The sequence below is a fragment of the Actinophytocola sp. genome (assembly GCF_050699915.1).
GTDB lineage: Bacteria > Actinomycetota > Actinomycetes > Mycobacteriales > Pseudonocardiaceae > Actinophytocola.
On record NZ_JBOHGA010000001.1, the window covers coordinates 1 to 20,411 of the forward strand.

The window sequence follows — 20,411 nt, forward strand, 5'->3', positions numbered from 1 at the left end:
GCGCTGGTCGGCCGCGGCGACGCCGGTGACGCGCTCGACCCGCTCCGGCCACCAACCGGCCGCGACCCGCCAGGCGGCGGCGAACCCGGCGGTCCGCCGATCGAGGTAGTCGTGGTCGAGGTGGCCGTCGGCGACGACCGCGTGCAGGATCCCCAGCGCCAGTGCGAGGTCCGTCCCGGGCGCGGGTTGGAGATGCAACGCGGCGGCTTCGGCGGTGGCCGAGCGGCGCGGGTCCACGACGACCAACTCGGCGTCCGCGAGGTGCTGCATCAACGGCGGCATGGTCTCGGCCGGGTTCGCGCCGGCCAGCAGCACGACGTCCGCGCCGGCAAGGTCAGACACCGGGAACGGCAGGCCCCGGTCCAGGCCGAACGCTCGGTTGCCCGCCGCCGCGGCCGAGGACATGCAGAACCGGCCGTTGTAGTCGATCCGCGAGGTGCGCAGCGCCACCCGGGCGAACTTGCCGAGGAGGTAGGCCTTCTCGTTGGTCAGCCCGCCACCGCCGAACACCGCGACGGCGTCGGGGCCGTGGCCGACCCGTAGCTCGGCGACGCGGGCGGCGATCAGATCGAGCGCGTCGTCCCAGGTCGCCTCGCGCAGCTCCCCGTCCGTGCGGACCAGCGGGGTCGTCAGCCGGCCCGGCGAGTCGAGCAGCGTGGCGGCGGTCCAGCCCTTCTGGCAAAGCCTGCCGCGGCTGGTCGGGAACTCCCGCGGCGCGACCCGGGCCTGGTCGGACCGCGTGTCGAGTCGCATCGCGCACTGCAGCGCGCAGTACGGGCAATGGGTGTCCACCGGCATGCGCCCGACCGTATGGAGCGTGTGTTACCGCGTGATGCGGCTATGTTTCCGGCGCGCGACATTGCCTGCGCAGCGATGCGGGACCGGCGGTGAGACACGCGGGAAGGGCGGTCGATGAGCCTGGTGGGGCGGCAGCTGGCGGGGACGTGGCTGGCGGCACCGAGCTGCTGCGCACGGGCCGCCACCGGGCAGCCCCTGGCAACGCGGCACGAACGGCCTGCTGCGCCAATACTTCCCTAAGGGCACCGACCTGTCCCGATGGGACATCGACGAGATCGAGGCCGTCGCCGCGGCACTGAACAGCAGGCCCCGCAAGACACTCGGCTGGAAGACACCCACCGAAGCATTCGTCGAACACCTACGATCAATCCAACAATCCGGTGTTGCGACAACCGATTGAATCCAGCTTGGGTGCCGTGATCGGAATGAATGATCGTGCCGCTGGGGTTCGGGAGGCTATCGCCGCGCGGACGTCGTTGGGCGTGCGCGTAGCGAGCGCGCCGGAGGTCGTCGCGGCACGCCTTGCGGAGAATGACAGCGCCCTCGAGATGCAGGTTGTCGCCCGTGCGTACCTGGGCGGGGGAGACGGTAGGCCCGTTGTCATTGCTCGCCGGGATGGGTCCGGGCTCGTGCTGGCCTGGAGGTTTCTCGGCCGCGTTTGCGGTCTCCGAGTGTTGCGAGGTCTGCCTGTGCCGGGCGGGCACTCACGGCCGTGGTGGGGTGGTGGTGCGGCGCGCTACCAGGGTGGGAGAGAGCTTGATCTGTGCGGATGGTCGTCGCCGGTCGGTGATGCGGTCCAGGAGCAGTCGCGCGGCGTTGGCGCCGATCTGGTGGCCGGCCTGGTCGACGCTGGTCAGCGAGATGGGGCCGAGGGCGGCGAAGGCGGTGTTGTCGTATCCGGCCACCGAGATGTCGTGCGGAACGGAGACGCCGGCCTCGGCGAGGGCCTCGAGCACGCCCATGGCGACCACGTCCGCACCCGCGAAGACGGCCGTGGGTCGGTCGGGACGGTCCAGCAGCTGCCGTGCGCCGAGGTAGCCGCCTTCCTGGGTGTAGGTGGTGGACACAATGTCGATCTCGAGGCCGCGGGCCCGCATCGCCTCCCGGTAGCCCGCGGCGCGGATGGCGTTGGGCATCTCCGCGAGGCGGGTCGGGTTGGTCTCGTGGTGTTCGATGTGGGCGATCCGGCGGTGTCCGAGATCGGCGAGGTGGTTGACGACGAGTGTGGCGCCCGCGGTGTCGTCGTCGGTCACCGTGTCGTAGACGGGGGAGCGACCGTGGCGGCCGATCACGACGGTCGGCACGAGGCCGGCGATGTGCTCGAGGCGAGCCGCTGGTGAGATCGGGGCGATCAGGGCCATGGCGTCCATGCCGCGATCGATCATCGCCTCGGTGACCCGGGCCTCCGCGTCCTCGCCGTTGCAGCCCGGTCCCAGCAGGACTTGGTAGTCGGTGTCGCGCAGCGATTCGGTCAGCCCGTCGAGGATCTCGGGAAAGAAGGGGTTGCGGATGTCGGGCAGCATCACGCCGATGGTGTAGGTCTGCCCGCGCATTCCCCTGGCCGCAGCGCGCGGCCGGTAGCCAAGTTCGGCGATCGCCTTCCGCACCTTCGCTTGCATGGTGGGGCTGGTCCCATACGCGTTTCGCAGCACCTTGGACACGGCAGTCGTGGAGACCTGGGCTTGCCTGGCGACGTCGATAATCGTGATCCGCCGAGACGCTGGCTGCACCTTCGGTCCTCCAACGCGCGGGGAACGTTTTCCGCAGTCTACGGCGCATCATCTTGACGCTGCGCCGAATCGGCTCCTAGAGTCGTACAACACGGTGTAAAACGTTACCCACTCCTCCCATCTCAACGAGCCCGCACTCTAAGCCGTCCTCGAAGTGAAACGTTTCAGGTCCAGCAAACGATGCTGACCTGCATCCAGGAGATCTTCAGCGGACAGTCCACTCCCGACAAGGTGCTCGCCGCGATGGACGCCGAGTACCGAGCCGGCGCCTGATCGCCGGCCACGGAAGGCAGGAGTACCGATGCTGCCCACCAAGCGTTTCCTTCGTGCCCTGGCCGGTGCGAGCCTCGTCCTCGCCGTGGCCGTGCCCATCTCGGCGGTCGACGCCCAGGCCGCTCCCGCCTCGCACGGCCGCACTGGTGACGTGGCCGTCGTCCAACTGCGCGTGGACGGTCGCGAGGACTCGCCGCAAGGCCTCGGCGACCCACAACCGACACTGAGCTGGCAGCTGGCCGAGACGAAGCAGGCCAGGTCACACCCGTGCTACCGGCCAGGCGTCCGCATGGCATGCCCGGCCGACCGGCAAACGGGCTACGAGGTGGAGGCGGCGCGGACGGCGCGCGAGCTGGCGACCGGCCACCTGATCTGGGACACAGGCCGCATCCACGGCGCCGAGCAGCAGGTGACCTTCGGCTCGCGGCTCGGATCGCGGGCCATGGTCGCCTGGCGGGTGCGGGTGTGGGATGCGCACTCCCAACCATCCCGCTGGTCCAGCCCGGCCACGTGGTCGGTCGGACTGCTCGAGCAAAGCGACTGGGGCGACGCCCGGTGGATCGACTACCCGGACCGGGCCGAGAACCAGCCGCTGCCCATCTTCGCCCGCCAGTTCGCCGTCCCGCGTGGCAAGCGAGTGGCTGACGCCCGCCTCTACCTGTCCGGCGTCGGACTGCACCACGCCACGATCAACGGCACAGAGCTGACCGACGAGGTCCTGGCACCCGGGAACTCGAATTACCAGCTCTCCAGCGAGTACCGCACCTACGACCTCACGCGCGTGGTGCGCAGCGGCGGCAACACGATCGGTGTCGAGCTCGGCAACGGCACCGCGTACGTGCGGCGCAGCGTGACGAACCCCGCCATCGGACGCACCGCGCCGTACTCGTGGTGGCAGAGTCAGCTCAAGGGGAACGGCACGCTGGCGGCCGACACTGCCGCCGGCGCGACCGCCGCCACCCTCGACACCGTGACCGGCTACCACATCGGCGGCAGCATCAACGTCGACACCGGTGGTGGCGGTGACCGTCTGGAGTCCCGGGTGATCACCGCGATCGATGTACCCGCCAACACGGTTACCTTCACCCCGGGGCTGTCGGGCCCGCACGCGGCCGGTGCGAAGGTCACCGGCTCCGGCAACAACATCGCGGCCAGCGATCCCTCCGCCGGCGCGGCGGTGACCCCGCGGTTCATCGGCCGCGCCGAGATCCGCTACACCGATGGCACCCGCGACGTCATCACCACCGACCGGTCCTGGCGAACCGCTCTCGGACCGCTGGTCACCGACGCCTGGTACTCCGGAGCCGACTACGACGCCCGGCGTGAACAACCGGGATGGAACAAACCCGGCTCGGACCTCGGCCCGACCGCCCAGCGACGTGACGGTTCCACAATGGACTGGGACGATGCGGGCATCGCCCCGCCACCCAACCTCGCCACCAGGCTCGTGGCCAGGGCCGCGGAGCCGGTTCGGGCACAGGAGGAGCTGAGGCCCCTCTCCATGACCAACCCGATACCGGGTACGTGGGTGTTCGACCTCGGCCAGAACATCACCGGCTGGCCACGGCTCAAGCTCGACCAGGTGCCTGCCGGCACCACGATCAGAATGGCGCCGGCCGAGTCGCTCAACCCCGACGGCACGGTGAACCAGGCCTCCCTCATGGGCGGCGGCGGTTCCCGCGGCGTTGACCTGTTCAACACCTACACCGCCTACGGGGCGCCGAACGGTGAGTTCTGGCACCCGACGTTCAACTACTTCGGCATGCAATGGGTTCAGGTCACCGGCCTGCCCGAGGGATACACCCCGCCTCGGGACCTCATCACCGGAGTCCGGCTCCAGGCCGACACCCCGGCAGCGGGGGCGTTCGACAGCTCGAACCCACGCATCGATCGCATCCACACGATGGCGCGCTACTCCTTCGCCAGCAACATGATGTCGGTGTTCACCGACTGCCCCGGCCGCGAGAAGCTCTCCTACCCGGCCGACTACACGATGCCGATGGGAGCGATCCACCGCAACTACGACCTCGACGCGTACCTACGGACCACCGCGCACCACCTCGTCGAGGGACAGTCCATTGCCGACACCCCGATGTTCGGCAACGTGGCACTGAAGACCCCGGTGTACGACTGGGGCTACACCGGCCGCTTCGGCGACGAGATCAACTGGGGCAGCGGGATCGTCCTCGTGCCGTGGCAGCTCTACCAGCTGTACGGCGACACCCAGACGATGTCGACGTACTACGACCGGATGGTGGACTACATCGACTACATCCGGCGCGAGAAGGTCACCGGGAACATCGTCGACGCCGCCCTTGCGGACTGGGTCGCAGCAGACCAGACGTCCGGCCGGATCACCGGGACGTGGGGGTACTACGTCATGATCCGCGAGATGAGCCGGATGGCGGACCTGACCGGGCACCCCGCGGACGCCACGGCGTATCGGAACCTCGCCGCAGCCATCAAGCAGTCGTTCAACGACGAGTTCTTCAACGACACGTTCGACCGCTACACCACGAACGGCAACGGCGGCCCGGAGGGCGCCACCCAGACCGCACAGGCACTCGCACTCGACGCCGGCCTCGTCCCCGACGACCACCGCGACGCCGTCCTGAACGCCTTGGTCGAGCTGGTCAACGCCTACCACCCGAACGGAGACGGCCCACACTTCAGCGGCGGCACCATCGGAATGGGGCCCATCGTCCGGGCCCTGGCCGCGGGCAACCGCGACGACGTCCTTTGGGCCCTCGTTCAGGAGAACGACCAACCGAGCTACGGCTACTTCATGGAGTCCACCCCGGCCAACCCGGGCGGCATGACCACGATCGGCGAACGCTGGACCCGAGGCGACTCCAAGAACCACATGATCCTCGCCCAAATCGACGAATGGTTCCAGACCAGTCTCGGCGGAATTCGCCCCGCCACCAACGCATACCGCGCACTGGTCGTCCAACCCAAGCCCGTCGGCGACCTGCGGTATGTCCGCAGCAGCTACGACACGCCGCAGGGGACCGCCCGGAGTTCGTGGACCAGCCACGACCACGAGTTCACGCTGAAGGTGACCATTCCCGCCAACACCACCGCGCAGGTGTGGGTCCCCGCGGGCGGCAGTCACGTCACCGCACCCCCACGGGCGACCTTCGAGCGGGTGGACGGCCTGTACGCCGTCTACGCCGTCCCCTCCGGACAGTTCACCTTCGTCGCCACGTAGGGATGACGGCGGCCCTGCCGCCTGCGGACGGGGTCCATCCCATGATCGGTGTTTCCGGCGGTTCGGTTAGTAGGTCTCGGCGGCCGGCCAGCGGTCACCGAAGGTGATGGCGAAGGAGTTGATCACTGGCTTCCACCGCATCGTCCATCGGGCGCGGCCGGTCCCTGTCGGGTCCAGGCCGCGGGTCACAAGACCGGTAGTCGGAGCGATCCACTCCGACCGCGACGCCGAGATCACCTGCACCCACACATGATCAACTACCAAAGTTCCGGCCAGTCAAGCGCGCCGCGGGTACTGGGCAGACGTCAGGGTCGGGCGGGTCGCGAGCAGCTGGCCGTTGGTTAGTGGTCGGGCTGTTGTTTGGCGAGGAAGCGCTCGAGTTCGGCTCCTAGTTCGTCCGCGCTCGGTAGTGGCTCGCCTTCCGACACCAGCAGATTCTCGGATGTGTCGGTGACAGCGTCGTGCTGTCGTTCGAGCTCTTCGACCAGTTGGGTGGCTTCTGTCGATTCGGCTACTTGGCGGTTGATCTCGGCATCGGTCCTCTTCGCGGACTTGTGCAGGCTGGCTGCCGGGATCACCAGTCCTGTCGATGTCGTCAGTGCCTCGAGCAGCGCGAGTGCGGCGGTGGGGTAGGTCGCCTGGGCGAGGTAGTGCGGGACGCAGGCGGCGAAGCCCATGGCGTCGTGGCCGGCCTCGCCGAGGCGCAGCTCCAGCAGCGCGGACAGGTGGCCCGGGACTTGCACCCGGTTGAACGGTGACTTCTCGGTGACCAGCTCGGGCCTGGTGGCGTGGGAGATCACCGAGAGTTTGCGAGTGTGTGGGACGCCCATCGGGATGCCGTGGAAGCCGGCGGTGAGCCGCACGCCCCACCGTTCGACCAGAGCGCGCACGGCCGCGACGACGGCTTCCCATCGTCGGTCCGGCTCTGGTCCGGTCATCAGGAGGAACGGTGTGCCGTCGGTGTCGTGTAGGAGGTGAACCACCAGCTCGGGCGTGTCGTAGGCTTCCCAGCGGTCGGTGGCAAAGGTCATCGTGGGGCGGCGCGCTCGGTAGTCGAGCAGGTCGTCGATGTCGAACCGAGCGACTATCCGGTGCTCGGTGGTCTCCAGCAGGTGGGTGACCAGCGTCGAACCGGCGGAACCGGCATCCATGAAACCGTCGAAGTGGTGCAACAACACCGCTCCGCTCAGATCAGGGACGTCGGAGTCGACCTCGAACAGCCTCTCCGGAACCAATCCCACCTCAAACCTCCCATGCGATGCGTCTCCACACCGGCCAACAACGCTGGACGACCACCGAGCATTCCCGGTGGTGGAGCTGACCGTGGCACGCCGGTGCGAAGACCGACCGACGGCTCTACTGCCACGTGCGGTGTCGGGTCTTCAATGGCTCCTTGGTGAAGCACTCGGTGCTTCGAGCGATCGGAGGCAGCAACAGTGGGGCGGCACTACCCGACCGAATCAAAGGGGCGGCACTACCCGACCGAGCGGCGGCGCGGGCGATCTTCGGTGGTGCTGTTCAGCATGCTGCTGGTGGTCGTGCTGGTCGCCTGGTTCATCTTCGACATCCTTCGAGACCAGCTCAACACCGCCGGGTGCGATTCGAGGACCGTCGTCACTGTGACCGCGGCACCGGACATCGCCCCGGTTGTGACCCAGGTCGGTCGGCGGGTGTCCGAAGAGGGTGGCGAGGGCTGCTACCAGGTTCGGGTGTCCAGTCGTGAGTCGGCCGAGGTGGCGGAGTCAGTCGCGGTCTCCGATGGCACTGAGCGGCCGGATGTGTGGGTTCCGGAGTCCACGCTGTCGTTGCGGCGCGGGCAGGAGGCGGGCGGGTGGAACACTGCGGTGACCGGGACGTCGATCGCGAGCTCGCCGGCGGTTCTCGCGGTCGCCGAATCCGAGGCGTCTGAGCTGGGTTGGCCGGACAAGTCGCTGGCCTGGGAGCAGGTGATCGGGCCGGGCTCCGCCTCGGACAAGGGGGCGCTCACCGTCGGTTTCCCGGACCCGGTCCGGGATCCGGTCGGTGCCGCGACGCTGTTCGGGCTCCAGGAGCTGGTCAAGACGGCTCCGAAGTCGGCCAGCACTGTGGCCCTGCGCGCGCTGTCGGCGAACACAGTGGCCAAGCGGTCGGAGCTGGTCGCCCGGCTACCGGGCGCGGCGCGCTCGGACAAGCCCCTGGCGGCGTTCCCCACATCCGAGCACGACGTGCTGCGGCACAACGAGCGCCCAAAAGGCTCACCGCTGGTCGCGGTCTATCCCGACCCGCAGGTCGAGTCAGTAGTGCCCGCGCTGGACTACCCCTACGTGGTGCTACCCGAGACCCCCAACGATGAGCGTGAGGCCGCGGAGAAGTTCCTCGACCGGCTCCTCGACCGCGACACCACGAAGGCCCTCGGCGACGCCGGGTTCCGCTCCCCGGACGGCAAGGCGCTGCGCGACGAGCCCCGGGACCGCCGCACCATCGCCGACTCGATCACCTCGGCGCCGATCCCGAAGGCGCAGGACGTGGAAGGGGTGCTCAACACTTGGGCGGCGATCAACCTGACCGGTCGGCTCCAGGTGCTACTGGACGTGTCGGGATCGATGAACGAGCAGGTCCCGGGCACCGGGAAGACCCGGATGCAGGCCACCATCGAGGCGGCGGTCGCCGGCATCGGATTGTTCGGCCCCAACACCAAAATGGGCCTGTGGCTCTACTCCACACACCTCGACGGCGACCGGGACTATCGAGAACTGCTGCCGGTGCTACCACTGGGCGAGCACCTCGCCACTGGTGTGGTGGAGAAGTTGCGTGCGGTGCGGGCCGAAGCGGCCAACACCGCGCTCTACGACGCGATACTGGCCGCCTACCGCGACAGCACCCAGGACTGGGAAGCCGGGCGGATGAACACCGTGGTCGTGATGACCGACGGGCAGGACGACAACGACAGCGACATCACCCGCGCCCAACTGCTCGATGAGCTCCGCAAACTGCAGAACCCTCGCCGCCCGTTGAAGCTCATCGGCATCGGTATCGGCCCCGACGTCAACGCCGCCGAACTGACCGCCCTCACCAAGGTCACCGGCGGGCAGGCCTTCGTCGCGCCGGACCCCAGCAAGATCGGTGATGTGTTCTACTCAGCGCTCTCGCTCATGCTCTGCCAACCCCCCACCTGCCAACCCGACACAACCGGCGGCGGCTGACCCGGCGACGGACCGGGGGCCAGACCAGCAGGGAGACTCCGCAGCGCCCCACATTCGGGCTCGCAGCGGGAGGGACGACCGTGCTCGGCCGTGTCGAGCAGGTTGAGCCGTTCATTGGCCCAGCAACTCCCCATCCAACTCGAGCTCGGCATCCCAACCGACCTCGTCCCGATCGCCGCCCGCGCGGGGAACGACCTCGCACGGCAGGACTACCTCAACGCAGCCGTCGAGGCACAGGAGATCCCGGACTTCGCCGACGTCCTCCCCGCCGCCACCGACTAGCACACGCGGCACGATCGGGCCGTCCACGTCGATCAAGCGCTGGCGTTGCTGGCCGGGTTCCGGCCGACAGGCGAGCGCTGACTGCCCGACATCTCGTGTGGACAGTCGCGTTCGAGGACGCGCCCTTGCGTTGCCTCGGCGTGCACCCTCGGCTGCACGGCATCGGCAGGCCGGCGGCAGAGGCTACCCGGACCCCGCGCGGCGGTGTCGCCGAACGACGAGCGTCGCTATGAGGGCGATCGCGGCGGTGGTTCCGAGGCCGGAGAGCGTGTCGCTGGCTGCTGGTCGTGTGTGGGCTGTGCCCGGCGTGGTCGCGGCGGTGGGAGGGTTGACCAGGTGTGTCCGGGTGGGGGGCGGCACCTACGAACAGCCCCCGGCGCTCAACGCTGCGACGCCGAACAGTCGACACACGAATCGCATGTCGGCTGGACGGCGTGACAGCGGTTCGCGGTTGCATCGTCGGATTTCTCCGCTGGCAAACCACCATCTGGCAACAACTCATCACCGCCGGAATCACCTGATACCCCAGATACGCCCCCAGCACACGACCAAGACCCGCACACAAGAAAAGCGGTCTACAGGCAATGGTGAGATCACGCGAAGCGTGCGATCTCACCAACAGTGGTGTCCGAGGAGCGATGCAAGGCCATGGGCGTCGTAGGCAGCGTCAGCCCGAGCGCAGGCCGGACGGCCGGCACTGCGGCGACCATTGTGGACTCGCCCAGTGATCGTCGTGGCGGTGCCGCGCTCTCGGCCTCCTGTCCGTCGCTACGGGGATTCACGGAACGTCGCCTCGGTCCGTCGAGTCCGGTACGTAGTACTTCGTCGTGGCCTCTACCGCGGCCGTGACCTGCTCCGGGTCGCCACCGGCGGCGAGATGAGCCTCGCCCCACGCCGCGGCGCTGCGCCGGATGAACTCGCGCCCCTCGGGCGATTTGTCGTCCTCGGCCATGTTCTCGATCTCGGCGCCGGCCAGGAGCCGGGCCAGGGCGAGTAGGCCCAGGTCCCAGCCGACGCCCCCGGCGCCGGGGCCGTACGTCGGGAAGTAGTGCGGGTCGACGACCGCGTGGATCAGCTCGAACTCGGTGTCGCCGGTCGGGCCGGGGGTCAGGCGCACCTCGACCTCGCTCGTGCCTTCCCAGGCGTCGGCGTCCGGGCCGTAGAGCCAGGACACCTTCAGCAGCCGCGGCGGCTCGCACCGGAGGATCTCGCCGTGCCCCATGCCCTCCAGCTCGTACTTCCCGCCCAGCCGGAGATCCCCGGTGACCGGCTTCAACCAGCGGGGCAGCCGCTCGGCGCTGGTGATGGCGTCCCAGACGTCCTCGATCTCCGCGTCGTACTGGCGCCGGAGCTCCACCGTGTACGCCTCCCCGGCGGGCACGCTGCCCTTGCCCATCACCCGGTGCACGGCGGCCAGCTCGTCCAGTACGTCCTTCATGTCATGTCCTCTCGATTGGTGGATCGGTCCTGGCGTGCACGCCTGCCACGGGCCAGCTCGGTGTCCAAGATGTCGAGGCGTTGTTCCCAAAACCGGCGAAACCGGTCCAGCCACGCGTCGATCTCGCGCAGCGGCGCGGGCTCGACCGTGTAGAACCGGCGGGTGCCCTCGGCCCGGACCGACGCGAACCCGCTGTCGCGCAGCACGCGCAGATGCTGGGAGACAGCGGGCTGCGAGATGCCGAACTCGGCCCGAATGACGTCTGTGACCGCTCCGGAGGTCTGCTCACCGTCGGCCAGCAGTTCCAGAACACGCCAGCGCACGGGATCGCCGAGAACGTCGAACGCGTGCACCGGCGAGACTGTACCGGCGTCTACTTATATAAGTCAACGCTTTTGTTCGATGGTACGTCGAGTTGTGCAACGGAGTGCCCGAGCCGCGATCGCCGGGGCGCGCCGGACCGGCCGCGCGGGCCTACGCGCTGCTGGGCGCCGGCATCGCCGCGAACGAGAACGGCGACCACCAGGCGGCCGTCGAGCTGGGCGACCGGGCGGCGGCACGCTTCGCGGAGCTGCCCGGGCACGCCGGCCGGTGCGCGCGCTGACCCTCGTCGGCAACGCGCACAAGCTCGCCGGCTACTACCCCCAGGCGCACACCGCGTACACCACCGCCCGGGACCGGTACGCGCAGAGCCTGCGGATCAAACGGGAGCTCGGCGACGAGACCGGCGCGGCGGTCACCCTGATCAGCCTCGCCGACCTCGACCTCGCCGGGGACCGCCTCCCGGAGGCGCGGGAGGCCGGCGAGCAGGCCGCCGCGATCTTCCGGGCGCACGGCGAGCGCCGGAGCCTCGCCCACTCGCTCGCCGTCCTGGCCGGCGTCGCGATCGCTGCACACCGGCCCGACGACGCGGCGGCGCTGGCCGGCGAGGCACTCGAGATCGCACGCGCGATGGAGTACCCGCCCGGCGATCGGGCTGGCCCTCGCCCTGCTCGGCAACCTGTCCGCGGCGGCCGGGCCGGCGCCGCCCGCCGGTACCGCGACGCCCTGGGCCACCTCTACGACGCCGAGGTGACCGCCGCCGTGCTGCACGCCCTGTCCGCCCTCGAGACGGCCGACCACGCCGGGCCGGCCGGCGACTGACAAGCAGGACGCTCCCCGCCGCGGCCCCCACCGCCGGGCGAACACGAACCGGACTTCTCACCGGTGTTTCCGCCGGTGTCACGAGGGTGACACCAAGGCAAAGCTGGTCGAGCTGGGCAAGGCCGCCGCCGGCCACATGTAGGTTGTGGCCCCGTCCGAGATCGTGAAAATCTTGGCCCGGGAGGCCTCCGACGTCGTGCTGGTGCCGGGTGGTCGGCCTCGCGACCGCGACGAACCTGGTTGGCTTCCTCGCCGCCGGGTGAGGAATCTTCCGACCGAATTCCGACGAGCGGGTTGGTTTCATATGAACCTGCTGAGGGCACGAAATTGGCGCAGGTTATCCCGTGGTTGCGAGCCGAGCAGCGGATCACGCAAATTGAGGCGAAGTCCGCCGCGGCAACAACCACCACCAGGCCGTTGCCGGACACCCTTCTCAAAGGGCCGTTCGTGCCGCATCCGCTGCCCGACACGGCGAGGGAGACCCGGCTACGTCGAACGCGTCTCGCGCTCGATCGCAAATGCGCTGCCGGGCTGTCGCTCGTCGCGATCCGCCCGACCCCTGCGCGGTTTCGTCGCGATCTCGTCGTTGGCAGTCTTGTCGGTCATGATGTGGTCAGGAAAGGAGGAATCGCACGGCTTCGTGAGCGCCTTCGGTCGACCGGCTCTGGAGCGAATGCCCGCCGCCGCGTACCACGACGAGTTTCCCGTTGCTCATTCTGGCCTCCTGCTCCCGGGCCCACTCGACCGGAGTGGACAGATCTCGATCGCCGCTGAGCAGCAGGGCAGGCATGGTCAGTCGGTCGAACCGGGCGGGTGGTGTAGGTCGGGATGGTGGCCAGTGCCGGCAGTTGGCGACGATGCCCTGTTGCCCGGCCACCTGTTTGGGAAACGGCCAGGCGGCACGGGTTGGCACGCGCGCGATCGCCCGCTGTATGGCCTGGTCCCGTCCGGCGAGCGGGGCCGACGAGTCGCCCCACGGCATGCCTGGTATGTCGGCGCACAGCGTGGCCAGATGCAGGCCGGCGCTGAACAGTTCGGGTGGTGTGGTGTCCGGCCCACTGAACCAGTCGAGCAACTCGTTGATCGGGTCGAGGTCGCCGGCAGCGGCAGCGCGCATACGGTCGAGCAGCGCGAACTGTGGGTCGGTCAGGGCGGGGTCGATGATGCTGAAAATGATCAGTGTGTCGAGCATGTCGATGGTGCGCCCGGTGCGACGTAGCGCCTCGGCGAGGTCGCGGGCCGGGTCGGACGGGCAGCCTTGTTCGCGGCACGCGGTGCGCAGCACCCGGCCGGACGCGCCCAGTGCGGCGACGTAGAGGGGGTCGCCGTTGTCTTGCAGCACAACGGAATCGAGGACAAGCCTGCGAACCCGGTGCGGATGGGTAAGCCCATAGTGTGCGGCGGTGAAGGTGCCGTAGGAGACGCCGTCCAGTGTCCAGGAGCGCACACCCAGCGCCACCCGCAGATCTTCCAGGTCGGCAACGGTCTCCGCGGTGGTATAGAAGTTCCGCCGATCGCCGAGGCCATTCGCGCACTCGCGCACTGCCTCGGGGGAGGCAACCCGCACGTCCGAGCTGCCCACCTGCTGCTGCAGTTGTGGACAACGTAGCGCGCTCTCCCCGGTACCCCGCTGGTCGATCATGACCAGCCGGTAGTCGGTCAGCGCGCCGGCCAGCGCCTGCCGGAGTCGCTCGAAGAACGGCACTCCGGGCTGGCCGGGTCCACCAGCGAGCAGCAGCAGCACGCCGCGCGGCGCGTCTGCGTTGTCGGCCATGGCCACCTTCAGCCGCAGCTGGTCGGGCACCGAGCCGCCGCGGTCGAGCGGCACCTCGAGATAGCCGCAGGTTGTGCGCTCGAGATCGGCGCAGGGCCGCAGGTCGACCAGCGCTGGAGGCCGATCCCGGGCGGGCGCGGCGTCGGCGTCGGTGTCGGTGCCGAACGGAGCGCACAGCGTGGCGGTCAACACCGCGACCAGGACGCTCATCAGTGACACCCGGGATGCGGTTCGTGCAGGTCTGCCAACCGGTCTGCGCACCGCACCACCCTCACACACCCGTGTGGCGAAGGCCTTGAAGGTTCTTGTTCAGTTAGCCCTCCGCCGACTGGCCCTTCGCCGACGGCGCGGACAGCATCGTGCGGGCACGGCTGGGCGCCATGCCCAGTGACTTCTTGGCCACCCGGCTCAGGTGCGCCTGGTCAGCAAAGCCGTAGGTGGCGGCGAGGGTACGCAGCGATGTCGCACCGTCGGTGAGATCACGGAGCACGGCCCGCACCCGCAGCTCGTTGCGGTAGCTGGTCATGCTACGGCCCGTGGTCCGCCGAAACACCCGGCTCAGATGCGCGGCTGAGCAGCCGACGTGGCCAGCCACCGCACCAAGGGAGAGTGAGTAGTTCCCGGTTGCCAGGACCTCCCGGGCCGCAGACACGAGCCGTCGGTGGGCGAGCTCGGTCCCCGGCCGGATACCGTGCACCACGGGTTGTTCTCGTTGGCTGGGCAACAGGTCCAGCAGCGCCCACGCCCGCTCGGCCACTTCGAACGCATCGACACCCCGCCGGCACGCCGCCACCAGCGCCCAGTGCCACAGTTCGAACCGTCCGGTCCGCGGCACCGCGCCGGCTACCCGGTTGGCCAGCTCACCGGCACCGACATCCTCCGGCACGCTGATCAAGGTCGCCACAGCGCACGGACCGAGCGGATGGGCGACATAGAGCTCCTGGCCCGGCCATTCGAAGCTCGCCACCGTCGGATCGAGAAAGTGCTCCCGGCCATCGACACGGACTTCGAACCCGCCAGTGCGCGGCAGGTTCAGCGCGTAACCAGGCCGGTGACCGGGACCGACCCAGCACGCGCGGTGCTCGTCACATTGCTGCTCGCACACCGCGAACCCGTCCGCCTCGACCACCAGCCGACAGCCCCGCCGCCCACCAAAGTTCGGTTCACCCATGCCGCCCTACCGTGCCGTGGGTGCCTGATCGCAGGATGCGCCCAACCCATGATGCCCGATTGCTCGCGACAGCAAACCAGCGCACCGTGCCGCGCTGGCACCAGCCGGGAACGCTCTGGCGAAGACACGCGCACCAAACAGGAGCATCCTGCCCCACACCGGCCACGCCCGAACACCGCCACGCGCCGAGTGGCTTTGGCCTGTGGAACCTGATGGACCGCGAGGTCATCGACTGGCATGGCCAGGCCTGCCACCACCGAGTTCCTGACCGACCTGCTCGAGCTGCGCCTGATGGTCGAGCCGGGTGCGGCGTCGCTGGCTGCCGAGCCCGCCAGCGCCGTCCAGCACGCGACTCTGGAGGCCGTCTACGCGGACATGGCCGAGCACGCGCCGCGGCTGCCTGAGGACGAGCTCGCGTTCGTGCGGGCCGACCTGAGCCGTCGCTTGTGGATGCGCCATCCGGACGAGGTCTTCCGCGCTGTTGTCCCGGTATCGCCCGCCTGGTCCACATGCGAGCACATCGCGGAATGGTCGGATGCCCATACTCGCGGTAGCGCGACACGGTCGTCATGGGCCTGGCGAAGGAGTCGTGCATCACCTGCCGGGCTCGGCCGTGTTCGACGGTCGCCCGATCACGTCATGGCTGGGCGGGTGCGTCGTCTCGACTGCGCGGTCCGAAAGCTGGAGGCGGTCGAATGACAGGTCAGCTGGACAGTGAACATCGAGACTCGCTGACGATCTGGGACACCAGCCCGGCCGAAGAAGCACACGGCGGCGGCTCGCGGGGGTCGAGGAGCGGCAGGTGTTGCGGTTCGCGTTCTACGGCCGGACGTCGACCAAGGACTACCAGGACCCGGCCTCGTCCCAATGTTGGCAACGTGATGTCGCGGAGAACATCATCGCCGGCCGGGGTGTGCGTTGTTGATTCGGCCATCGGTCGAAAGTCCGGACGGGTGATCCTCTGACCGGGAACCTCCATCCGGCTACCTCCAGATCACCTCCAGAGTGTTGGCGTGTCTGGTCTGTCGCTGGCCACGATCGGGAGGCATGACTGACCGACAGTCAGCTCACAGAGGGAGTGATTTCGTGTTGCGTCAACGCAAATCGGTAGTCACGGTACTGGGCTTGCTCGTGGTCGCCGTGGTAGCCCTCACCGGCTCGGCGACCGCGTCGCCGGCCGCGTCGCCTGAGAGAGCACCGACCGCGTCTTCTGCCAAGTCGGTGCCGTCGGAGCGAGGCGATCTCGGGGTTCAGGCCTGTCGGGACGTGACGAGCCCCGGGGGTGCGCACGTGACGTTCTGCTGGCTCTACGGTGAGGGGACCGACCTGTACGGGAACCGCTTGCCGATGTGGAACATCTGGGGAACGGTTCACGGCGCGAGCTTTGCGCAGGTGCTGTGGGTGTCGAGGCACGGCCAGGCCGTCTGGCAGGCAACGGCAAGGCCGTCCTTCGACGAGTACTTCACCTGGGCGGCCGCGCGGCCAAAGATTCAAGCGTGCAACGCAAACGGCTGCAGCGGATGGGTTTCCGTCTGACATGAGTGCACGACCCGGATGCCCCGAGGACCTCCCTCGGGGCATCCGGCACGCCAACATCTCAGTTGCGGCCGGAGGCTTCTGCGATGCGCTGGGCGTGGCGTTGAAGTGCTTCAGCGTGAACGTGTCGTCCGCGGGCGCGGTGGGCTTGCGCTGTGAGGGTGTACGCGTCGACCTCGACCGCGGAGTTCGCCGAGCGGTGGGCGTAGTCGGCGGCCTGCTCCGCGAAGTCGATCGCGGCGTCGTAGTGGTGCCTGTACATGCACACGGTCGCGCGGCCTAGGAGGGCGATGGCGGTGCGGGAGTCGAAGGTGACACCGCCGGACACTGCTTGCTGCTCGATGAACGCCAGCTCCGCTTGCTGGTCTCGGCCTTGGCCGAGCAGCGCCCGGCCAAGTGAGCCGAGGGCGCCTGCTGATCCCGCTGAGTAGCCGGTGCGCGTCGACAGGTCTGCGGCCCGGCCGGCGTGGGCTTCCGCGGCATCGAACTCGCTCAGTCCGAGACAGGCGTCGGCCAGGTAGATCAGTGTGCTGGCCTCGGCGCGCGGTTCGCCCAGCTGCCGGCGCAGCCGCAACGCACCTGCGCTGTTCGCTTTCGCCTCAGCCCAGTGGCCGGCCGCGTGCTTGGCGGCGCCCAGCATGTGCAGGATGGCCGCCTGTTCGCGCGGGCGCTTCATCGCCCGCCACCGACGGCCCGCGGAGGCGAACACCGATGCTGCGGAGGCAAGTTCGCCGCGCCCCCAGAGAGCGAGACCGGTCGCGTACTCCATCGCTGCCAGCTGCGTGTTGCCGTCGGCGCCGCGCCGGGCGGCCTCGGCCACCGGGGTCCAGTCCACCGCGAAGGGACGCACCTGCTGTGCAGCCCGCAGCGCGTCGGCCACGCGCACCGCCTGCGCGGGGTCGTGCTCAGCGACCGCCTCGGCGGCCACGACGGAGTTGTCCCGCTCGGCGGCCAGCCAGTCCGAGGCCGCCTGGTCGCTGCCGAAGCGAGCCGAGCCACGCGCAGCGACGAGTTCCAGCATTTCGGGGAAGAGTCTGCGCGCCGCGGCCATCATCGTCCGCGCGTAGTACTCGGCCAGCCGGATGTCGGCCGAGCGGATGTCAGCCGCACTGGCCGTGGCCGAGGACATCCGAACAGCGTCCGGGACCGCGAACCGACGGCCTGTCTGCTCCACCACGCACCCGAGAGTGGTCAGTTCGCCCAGCAGCGACCGGCAGCGCCCGAGCGACAGGCCGGCCAGCGCGCTGACAGCGTCCTCGGAGAGGGCTCGGCAGCGGTTCGCGGCCAGGAGCACGAGCAGCCATCGGGCCTGCCCGTCGAGCAGTTCCGCCAATCCGGGAGGCACTTGCGTGGTGAGCATCGGCCGGACCCGGCCGACCTGATGTTTGGCCTGCTGCGCGGCCCGCCATGCCCGCCGGGCGAGGTCGAATACCTGGGCAGCGTGGCCATGGTCGTCAGCGACCGATTGCAGGAAGGCGCGGAATGCGGGGTTGTCTTCGGGAACTCGCGGCAGATGCACACCGGTTCGCCAACTGCGCAGGGTCGAGTAGCCGATGCCGTGTTCGCGCGCCAGCAAAGTGATCCGTGCGGTGGACAGCCGTGAGCCGTTGAGCAGCGCATCGAACTCGCGCGCGAACGCGCCTTTGACCAGATCCGCCACGAAACCCCCAGGCCCAGCCGATCTTTTAGCTCACGTCGAGGCTACTCGCCGCCGAGTGCCGCCGACGACGGATATTCCGCGTTTCGCGTATCTCCTCGACGGCTGACCACTCCTACTAGCCGGACGGCTGGCGCCGGTCTAACTCGAGCCGAGGCGAACGAACAACGCCGTTGAAGTCCTCTGGCGTTCATTCCGGCGTTGTGGCGGACGTCCAACGTGAGGGCAAGACGGATACGCCGCACCATCGGATCGAGCTTGTCGATGACGCCGGTGTGCATTACCGCATCGCGGTGAACGTACCGTCCCAGCAGACGCCTTCCGAACTGCTCTCTTTGTGTGGTCGAGGACTTCCGACACCCGATCACAGAGGCCCCCCACCGCGGGATCCGGGTGGACGCCGCTGCCGCAGGGTCCGGGCGGCGCGAACTCAGCGGCCCGGCCTTGAACGGCGGCCCGTTCGTCATCCGGTAGTCCAGTGACGTCTTGCTTTTCGAGTCAACCTAGCGAGCAGGTTCTCCGTTGCGACCCGAGTTTCGGTCTGGCTCAGTCGGGTGGGTCCGGGCGGAGGAGGAGCCGACTACCGGGCGGCCGGCGGCGCCGACCTTGTTCGCTTTCTTCGGGACCGGGGTGCCGTGGTACTCCAGTGCGGCTGGGCTGGCGAGGGGTTGGTGCGCCTCGACGAACTCGCCGTGGGGCAGCCGTTTGATGATCCCGGTCGGGATGCCGTGCTCGAGAACTTCACGGTCGTGCAGGCGTAGTCCGAGGCAGAGTCGGTAGGTCGTCAGGAAGGCCAGCGGTGGCAGTGTTAGCAGCCCGACCCGCGCGGTCCAGAGCATTGTGTCGGCCGAGAGGTCGAAGTGGAATGCCAGCACGTCGATGGCGGCGGCTAATTGTAGGCAGCCGTAGCAGGCCACCACCGCTACGCCGAGCGCGGTTCGCCACGGCACATCGCGCGGCCGCTGCAGCAGATTGTGCGGGACGTGGTCGTGGGTGAACCGCTGCTCGAGTCGCGGATACAGCGCCAGCGCCAGGAAACTCAACGGCAGGAACACCATCGACGGCCAGAACGACGGCGGTATTACGTAGTCGCCCAGGTGGACCTCCCACGCCGGGAACAGCCGCACCGCACCGTCGACCCAGCCGAAATACCACGGCGGCGCCGAGCCTGCCGACACGTGCGCCGGGTTGCCCGGCCCGTAGTTCCAGCTCGGGTTGATCTGGAACAACCCTCCCATGAGGGCAAGCACGCCGATCGTGGCCAGGAATATGGCCGTCAGCCGGGCCGCGAAGCCGGGCACCATCCGGACGCCGACGATGTTGCGTTCGGTCCGCCCGCGTCCCCGGAACTGCGCCGGCCCGACGCGGCGCTGCAGGGCCGCGCGCAGCACCAGCAGCCCGACCAAGATCGCGATCAACACCCAGTGCGCCGCGTAGACGCGCGGGATGACCTCGGTGCCGGGGAACTCGCCGCCGAACACCGTCCAGTGCAGCCAGATGCCCACCACCGGAACCGACAGGATGTACCCGGAGATCATTCGCAGGCTGGTGTCGGAGAGCATATCGGCGCCCAGCAACACGCCGGTGAAGGCTGTGAAGATCCCAACGATCAGCAGCAGCACGGTTACCGTCCACAGTAGATGGTGCGATCGACGGAACCCGCCGGTGAAGAACAGCACGGCGAGGTGCACCAGCAGCGAGGCGACCAACAGCGACGCCGCCCAGTCGTGGATCTGCCGGATCAGCAGTCCGCCGCGAACCTCGAAGCAGATGTGCAGCACGCTGGCGTAGGCGCGCGTCATCTCCACGCCGCGCAGGTTGTCGTACGGGCCGTCATACCTGACGCTGGCCATCGACGGGTCGAAGTACAGAGCCAGATACCCGCCCGTCAGGATCAGGACCACCAGACTGGCCGTCGTGATCCCGGCAATCAGCTGCGACCAGTGCGTCGGGAAGACCTGGTTGAACCGCCGGCGCAGACCTCCAGTCAAGTACACCCGCCACGCCGGCCGCTTGGCACGGCCCTGCGCTTCCGAATCGCCGGCACGGATCACCGTCGCGCCTGCCATCACCGCCACCTTCGTCGAGAACGAGAGTCACCCAGAAGACACGACGGCGCACCGCGATGTGACAGGTTGGCGATGGGATGCCGATCACAGCGACGTCAGGTCTTGACTTGGCAAGTGACCAGTCGCGGTTTCCGGGTGAGAAAATTG

18 protein-coding genes and 1 pseudogene are annotated in these 20,411 nt (G+C 68.8%); 10 read left to right on the forward strand and 9 right to left on the reverse strand.

Features of this window, described 5'->3' with window-relative positions; translation table 11 throughout:
• Positions 1-798, reverse strand: a 798-nt coding sequence (locus tag ACRDSK_RS00005; RefSeq protein WP_431437705.1) for a molybdopterin oxidoreductase family protein, incomplete at its 3' end; no start/stop codon positions are given.
• A gap of 184 nt (positions 799-982) precedes the next feature.
• Here ACRDSK_RS00005 and ACRDSK_RS00010 point away from each other — a divergent pair.
• A pseudogene (locus ACRDSK_RS00010) lies at positions 983-1,198 on the forward strand (transposase); the annotation flags it as partial.
• Positions 1,199-1,502: 304 nt separating this feature from the next.
• Here ACRDSK_RS00010 and ACRDSK_RS00015 read toward each other — a convergent pair.
• A complete protein-coding gene (locus ACRDSK_RS00015) occupies positions 1,503-2,528 on the reverse strand; it encodes a LacI family DNA-binding transcriptional regulator (protein WP_431437706.1) in 1,026 nt (341 codons plus the stop codon).
• Positions 2,529-2,829: 301 nt separating this feature from the next.
• Here ACRDSK_RS00015 and ACRDSK_RS00020 point away from each other — a divergent pair, with 301 nt between their 5' ends.
• Positions 2,830-6,012 carry a family 78 glycoside hydrolase catalytic domain gene (locus ACRDSK_RS00020; protein ID WP_431437707.1) on the forward strand — a complete coding sequence of 1,061 codons (3,183 nt, stop codon included), beginning with the start codon at positions 2,830-2,832 and terminating at the stop codon, positions 6,010-6,012.
• 341 nt (positions 6,013-6,353) lie between these two features.
• Here the strand turns inward: ACRDSK_RS00020 and ACRDSK_RS00025 are convergent, their stop codons facing one another.
• Positions 6,354-7,253 carry a proteasome assembly chaperone family protein gene (locus ACRDSK_RS00025; protein WP_431437708.1) on the reverse strand — a complete coding sequence of 300 codons (900 nt, stop codon included), beginning with the start codon at positions 7,251-7,253 and terminating at the stop codon, positions 6,354-6,356.
• Between the two features lie 195 nt (positions 7,254-7,448).
• Here ACRDSK_RS00025 and ACRDSK_RS00030 point away from each other — a divergent pair, with 195 nt between their 5' ends.
• Both ACRDSK_RS00030 and ACRDSK_RS00035 read left to right on the forward strand, forming a co-directional pair.
• Positions 7,449-9,194 (forward strand): substrate-binding and VWA domain-containing protein, encoded by a 1,746-nt coding sequence (locus tag ACRDSK_RS00030; RefSeq protein WP_431437710.1) that lies wholly within the window; start codon positions 7,449-7,451, stop codon positions 9,192-9,194.
• Between the two features lie 90 nt (positions 9,195-9,284).
• On the forward strand, positions 9,285-9,476 hold the full coding sequence (locus ACRDSK_RS00035) for a hypothetical protein (protein WP_431437711.1): 192 nt from the start codon (positions 9,285-9,287) through the stop codon (positions 9,474-9,476).
• Between the two features lie 778 nt (positions 9,477-10,254).
• On the opposite strand, the gene ACRDSK_RS00040 is transcribed toward ACRDSK_RS00035, so the two are convergent.
• Positions 10,255-10,914 carry an SRPBCC domain-containing protein gene (locus tag ACRDSK_RS00040; RefSeq protein WP_431437712.1) on the reverse strand — a complete coding sequence of 220 codons (660 nt, stop codon included), beginning with the start codon at positions 10,912-10,914 and terminating at the stop codon, positions 10,255-10,257.
• Complete coding sequence (locus tag ACRDSK_RS00045; protein WP_431437713.1) at positions 10,911-11,267, reverse strand: ArsR/SmtB family transcription factor; 357 nt, start codon at positions 11,265-11,267, stop codon at positions 10,911-10,913. Before ACRDSK_RS00045 ends, ACRDSK_RS00040 begins: the two co-directional genes overlap by 4 nt.
• 74 nt (positions 11,268-11,341) lie before the next feature.
• Here ACRDSK_RS00045 and ACRDSK_RS00050 point away from each other — a divergent pair, with 74 nt between their 5' ends.
• Together ACRDSK_RS00050 and ACRDSK_RS00055 are read left to right on the forward strand one after the other, a co-directional pair.
• A complete protein-coding gene (locus ACRDSK_RS00050) occupies positions 11,342-11,518 on the forward strand; it encodes a hypothetical protein (protein WP_431437714.1) in 177 nt (58 codons plus the stop codon).
• Entirely contained in the window at positions 11,506-12,057 is a 552-nt protein-coding gene (locus ACRDSK_RS00055; RefSeq protein WP_431437715.1) for a hypothetical protein, read from the forward strand. Before ACRDSK_RS00050 ends, ACRDSK_RS00055 begins: the two co-directional genes overlap by 13 nt.
• Positions 12,058-12,670: 613 nt before the next feature.
• Here ACRDSK_RS00055 and ACRDSK_RS00060 read toward each other — a convergent pair.
• Both ACRDSK_RS00060 and ACRDSK_RS00065 read right to left on the reverse strand, forming a co-directional pair.
• Positions 12,671-14,041, reverse strand: coding sequence for an alpha/beta fold hydrolase (locus ACRDSK_RS00060; protein WP_431437716.1), 1,371 nt, complete (start codon positions 14,039-14,041; stop codon positions 12,671-12,673).
• A 103-nt stretch (positions 14,042-14,144) separates the two neighbouring features.
• Positions 14,145-14,960, reverse strand: coding sequence for a helix-turn-helix transcriptional regulator (locus ACRDSK_RS00065; protein WP_431437718.1), 816 nt, complete (start codon positions 14,958-14,960; stop codon positions 14,145-14,147).
• A gap of 279 nt (positions 14,961-15,239) precedes the next feature.
• Between ACRDSK_RS00065 and ACRDSK_RS00070 the strand changes: the two genes are divergently transcribed.
• The 3 genes from ACRDSK_RS00070 to ACRDSK_RS00080 all read left to right on the forward strand — a co-directional run bounded on the left by ACRDSK_RS00070 (position 15,240) and on the right by ACRDSK_RS00080 (position 16,538).
• Positions 15,240-15,701 carry an FCD domain-containing protein gene (locus ACRDSK_RS00070; RefSeq protein ID WP_431437719.1) on the forward strand — a complete coding sequence of 154 codons (462 nt, stop codon included), beginning with the start codon at positions 15,240-15,242 and terminating at the stop codon, positions 15,699-15,701.
• A gap of 103 nt (positions 15,702-15,804) precedes the next feature.
• The gene (locus ACRDSK_RS00075; RefSeq protein ID WP_431437720.1) at positions 15,805-15,927 is read left to right on the forward strand and encodes a hypothetical protein; all 123 of its coding nucleotides are present in this window, start codon (positions 15,805-15,807) and stop codon (positions 15,925-15,927) included.
• A gap of 161 nt (positions 15,928-16,088) precedes the next feature.
• Positions 16,089-16,538, forward strand: a complete 450-nt coding sequence (locus ACRDSK_RS00080; protein WP_431437721.1) for a hypothetical protein — start codon at positions 16,089-16,091, stop codon at positions 16,536-16,538.
• Between the two features lie 61 nt (positions 16,539-16,599).
• Here the strand turns inward: ACRDSK_RS00080 and ACRDSK_RS00085 are convergent, their stop codons facing one another.
• On the reverse strand, positions 16,600-18,198 hold the full coding sequence (locus ACRDSK_RS00085; RefSeq protein WP_431437722.1) for a hypothetical protein: 1,599 nt from the start codon (positions 18,196-18,198) through the stop codon (positions 16,600-16,602).
• A 200-nt stretch (positions 18,199-18,398) separates the two neighbouring features.
• On the opposite strand from ACRDSK_RS00085, the gene ACRDSK_RS00090 reads away from it, so the two are divergent.
• Entirely contained in the window at positions 18,399-18,677 is a 279-nt protein-coding gene (locus ACRDSK_RS00090; RefSeq protein WP_431437831.1) for a hypothetical protein, read from the forward strand.
• Positions 18,678-18,698: 21 nt separating this feature from the next.
• Here the strand turns inward: ACRDSK_RS00090 and qcrB are convergent, their stop codons facing one another.
• Positions 18,699-20,264, reverse strand: coding sequence for a cytochrome bc1 complex cytochrome b subunit (gene qcrB / locus ACRDSK_RS00095; protein ID WP_431437723.1), 1,566 nt, complete (start codon positions 20,262-20,264; stop codon positions 18,699-18,701).
• Between the last annotated feature and the right edge of the window lie 147 nt (positions 20,265-20,411).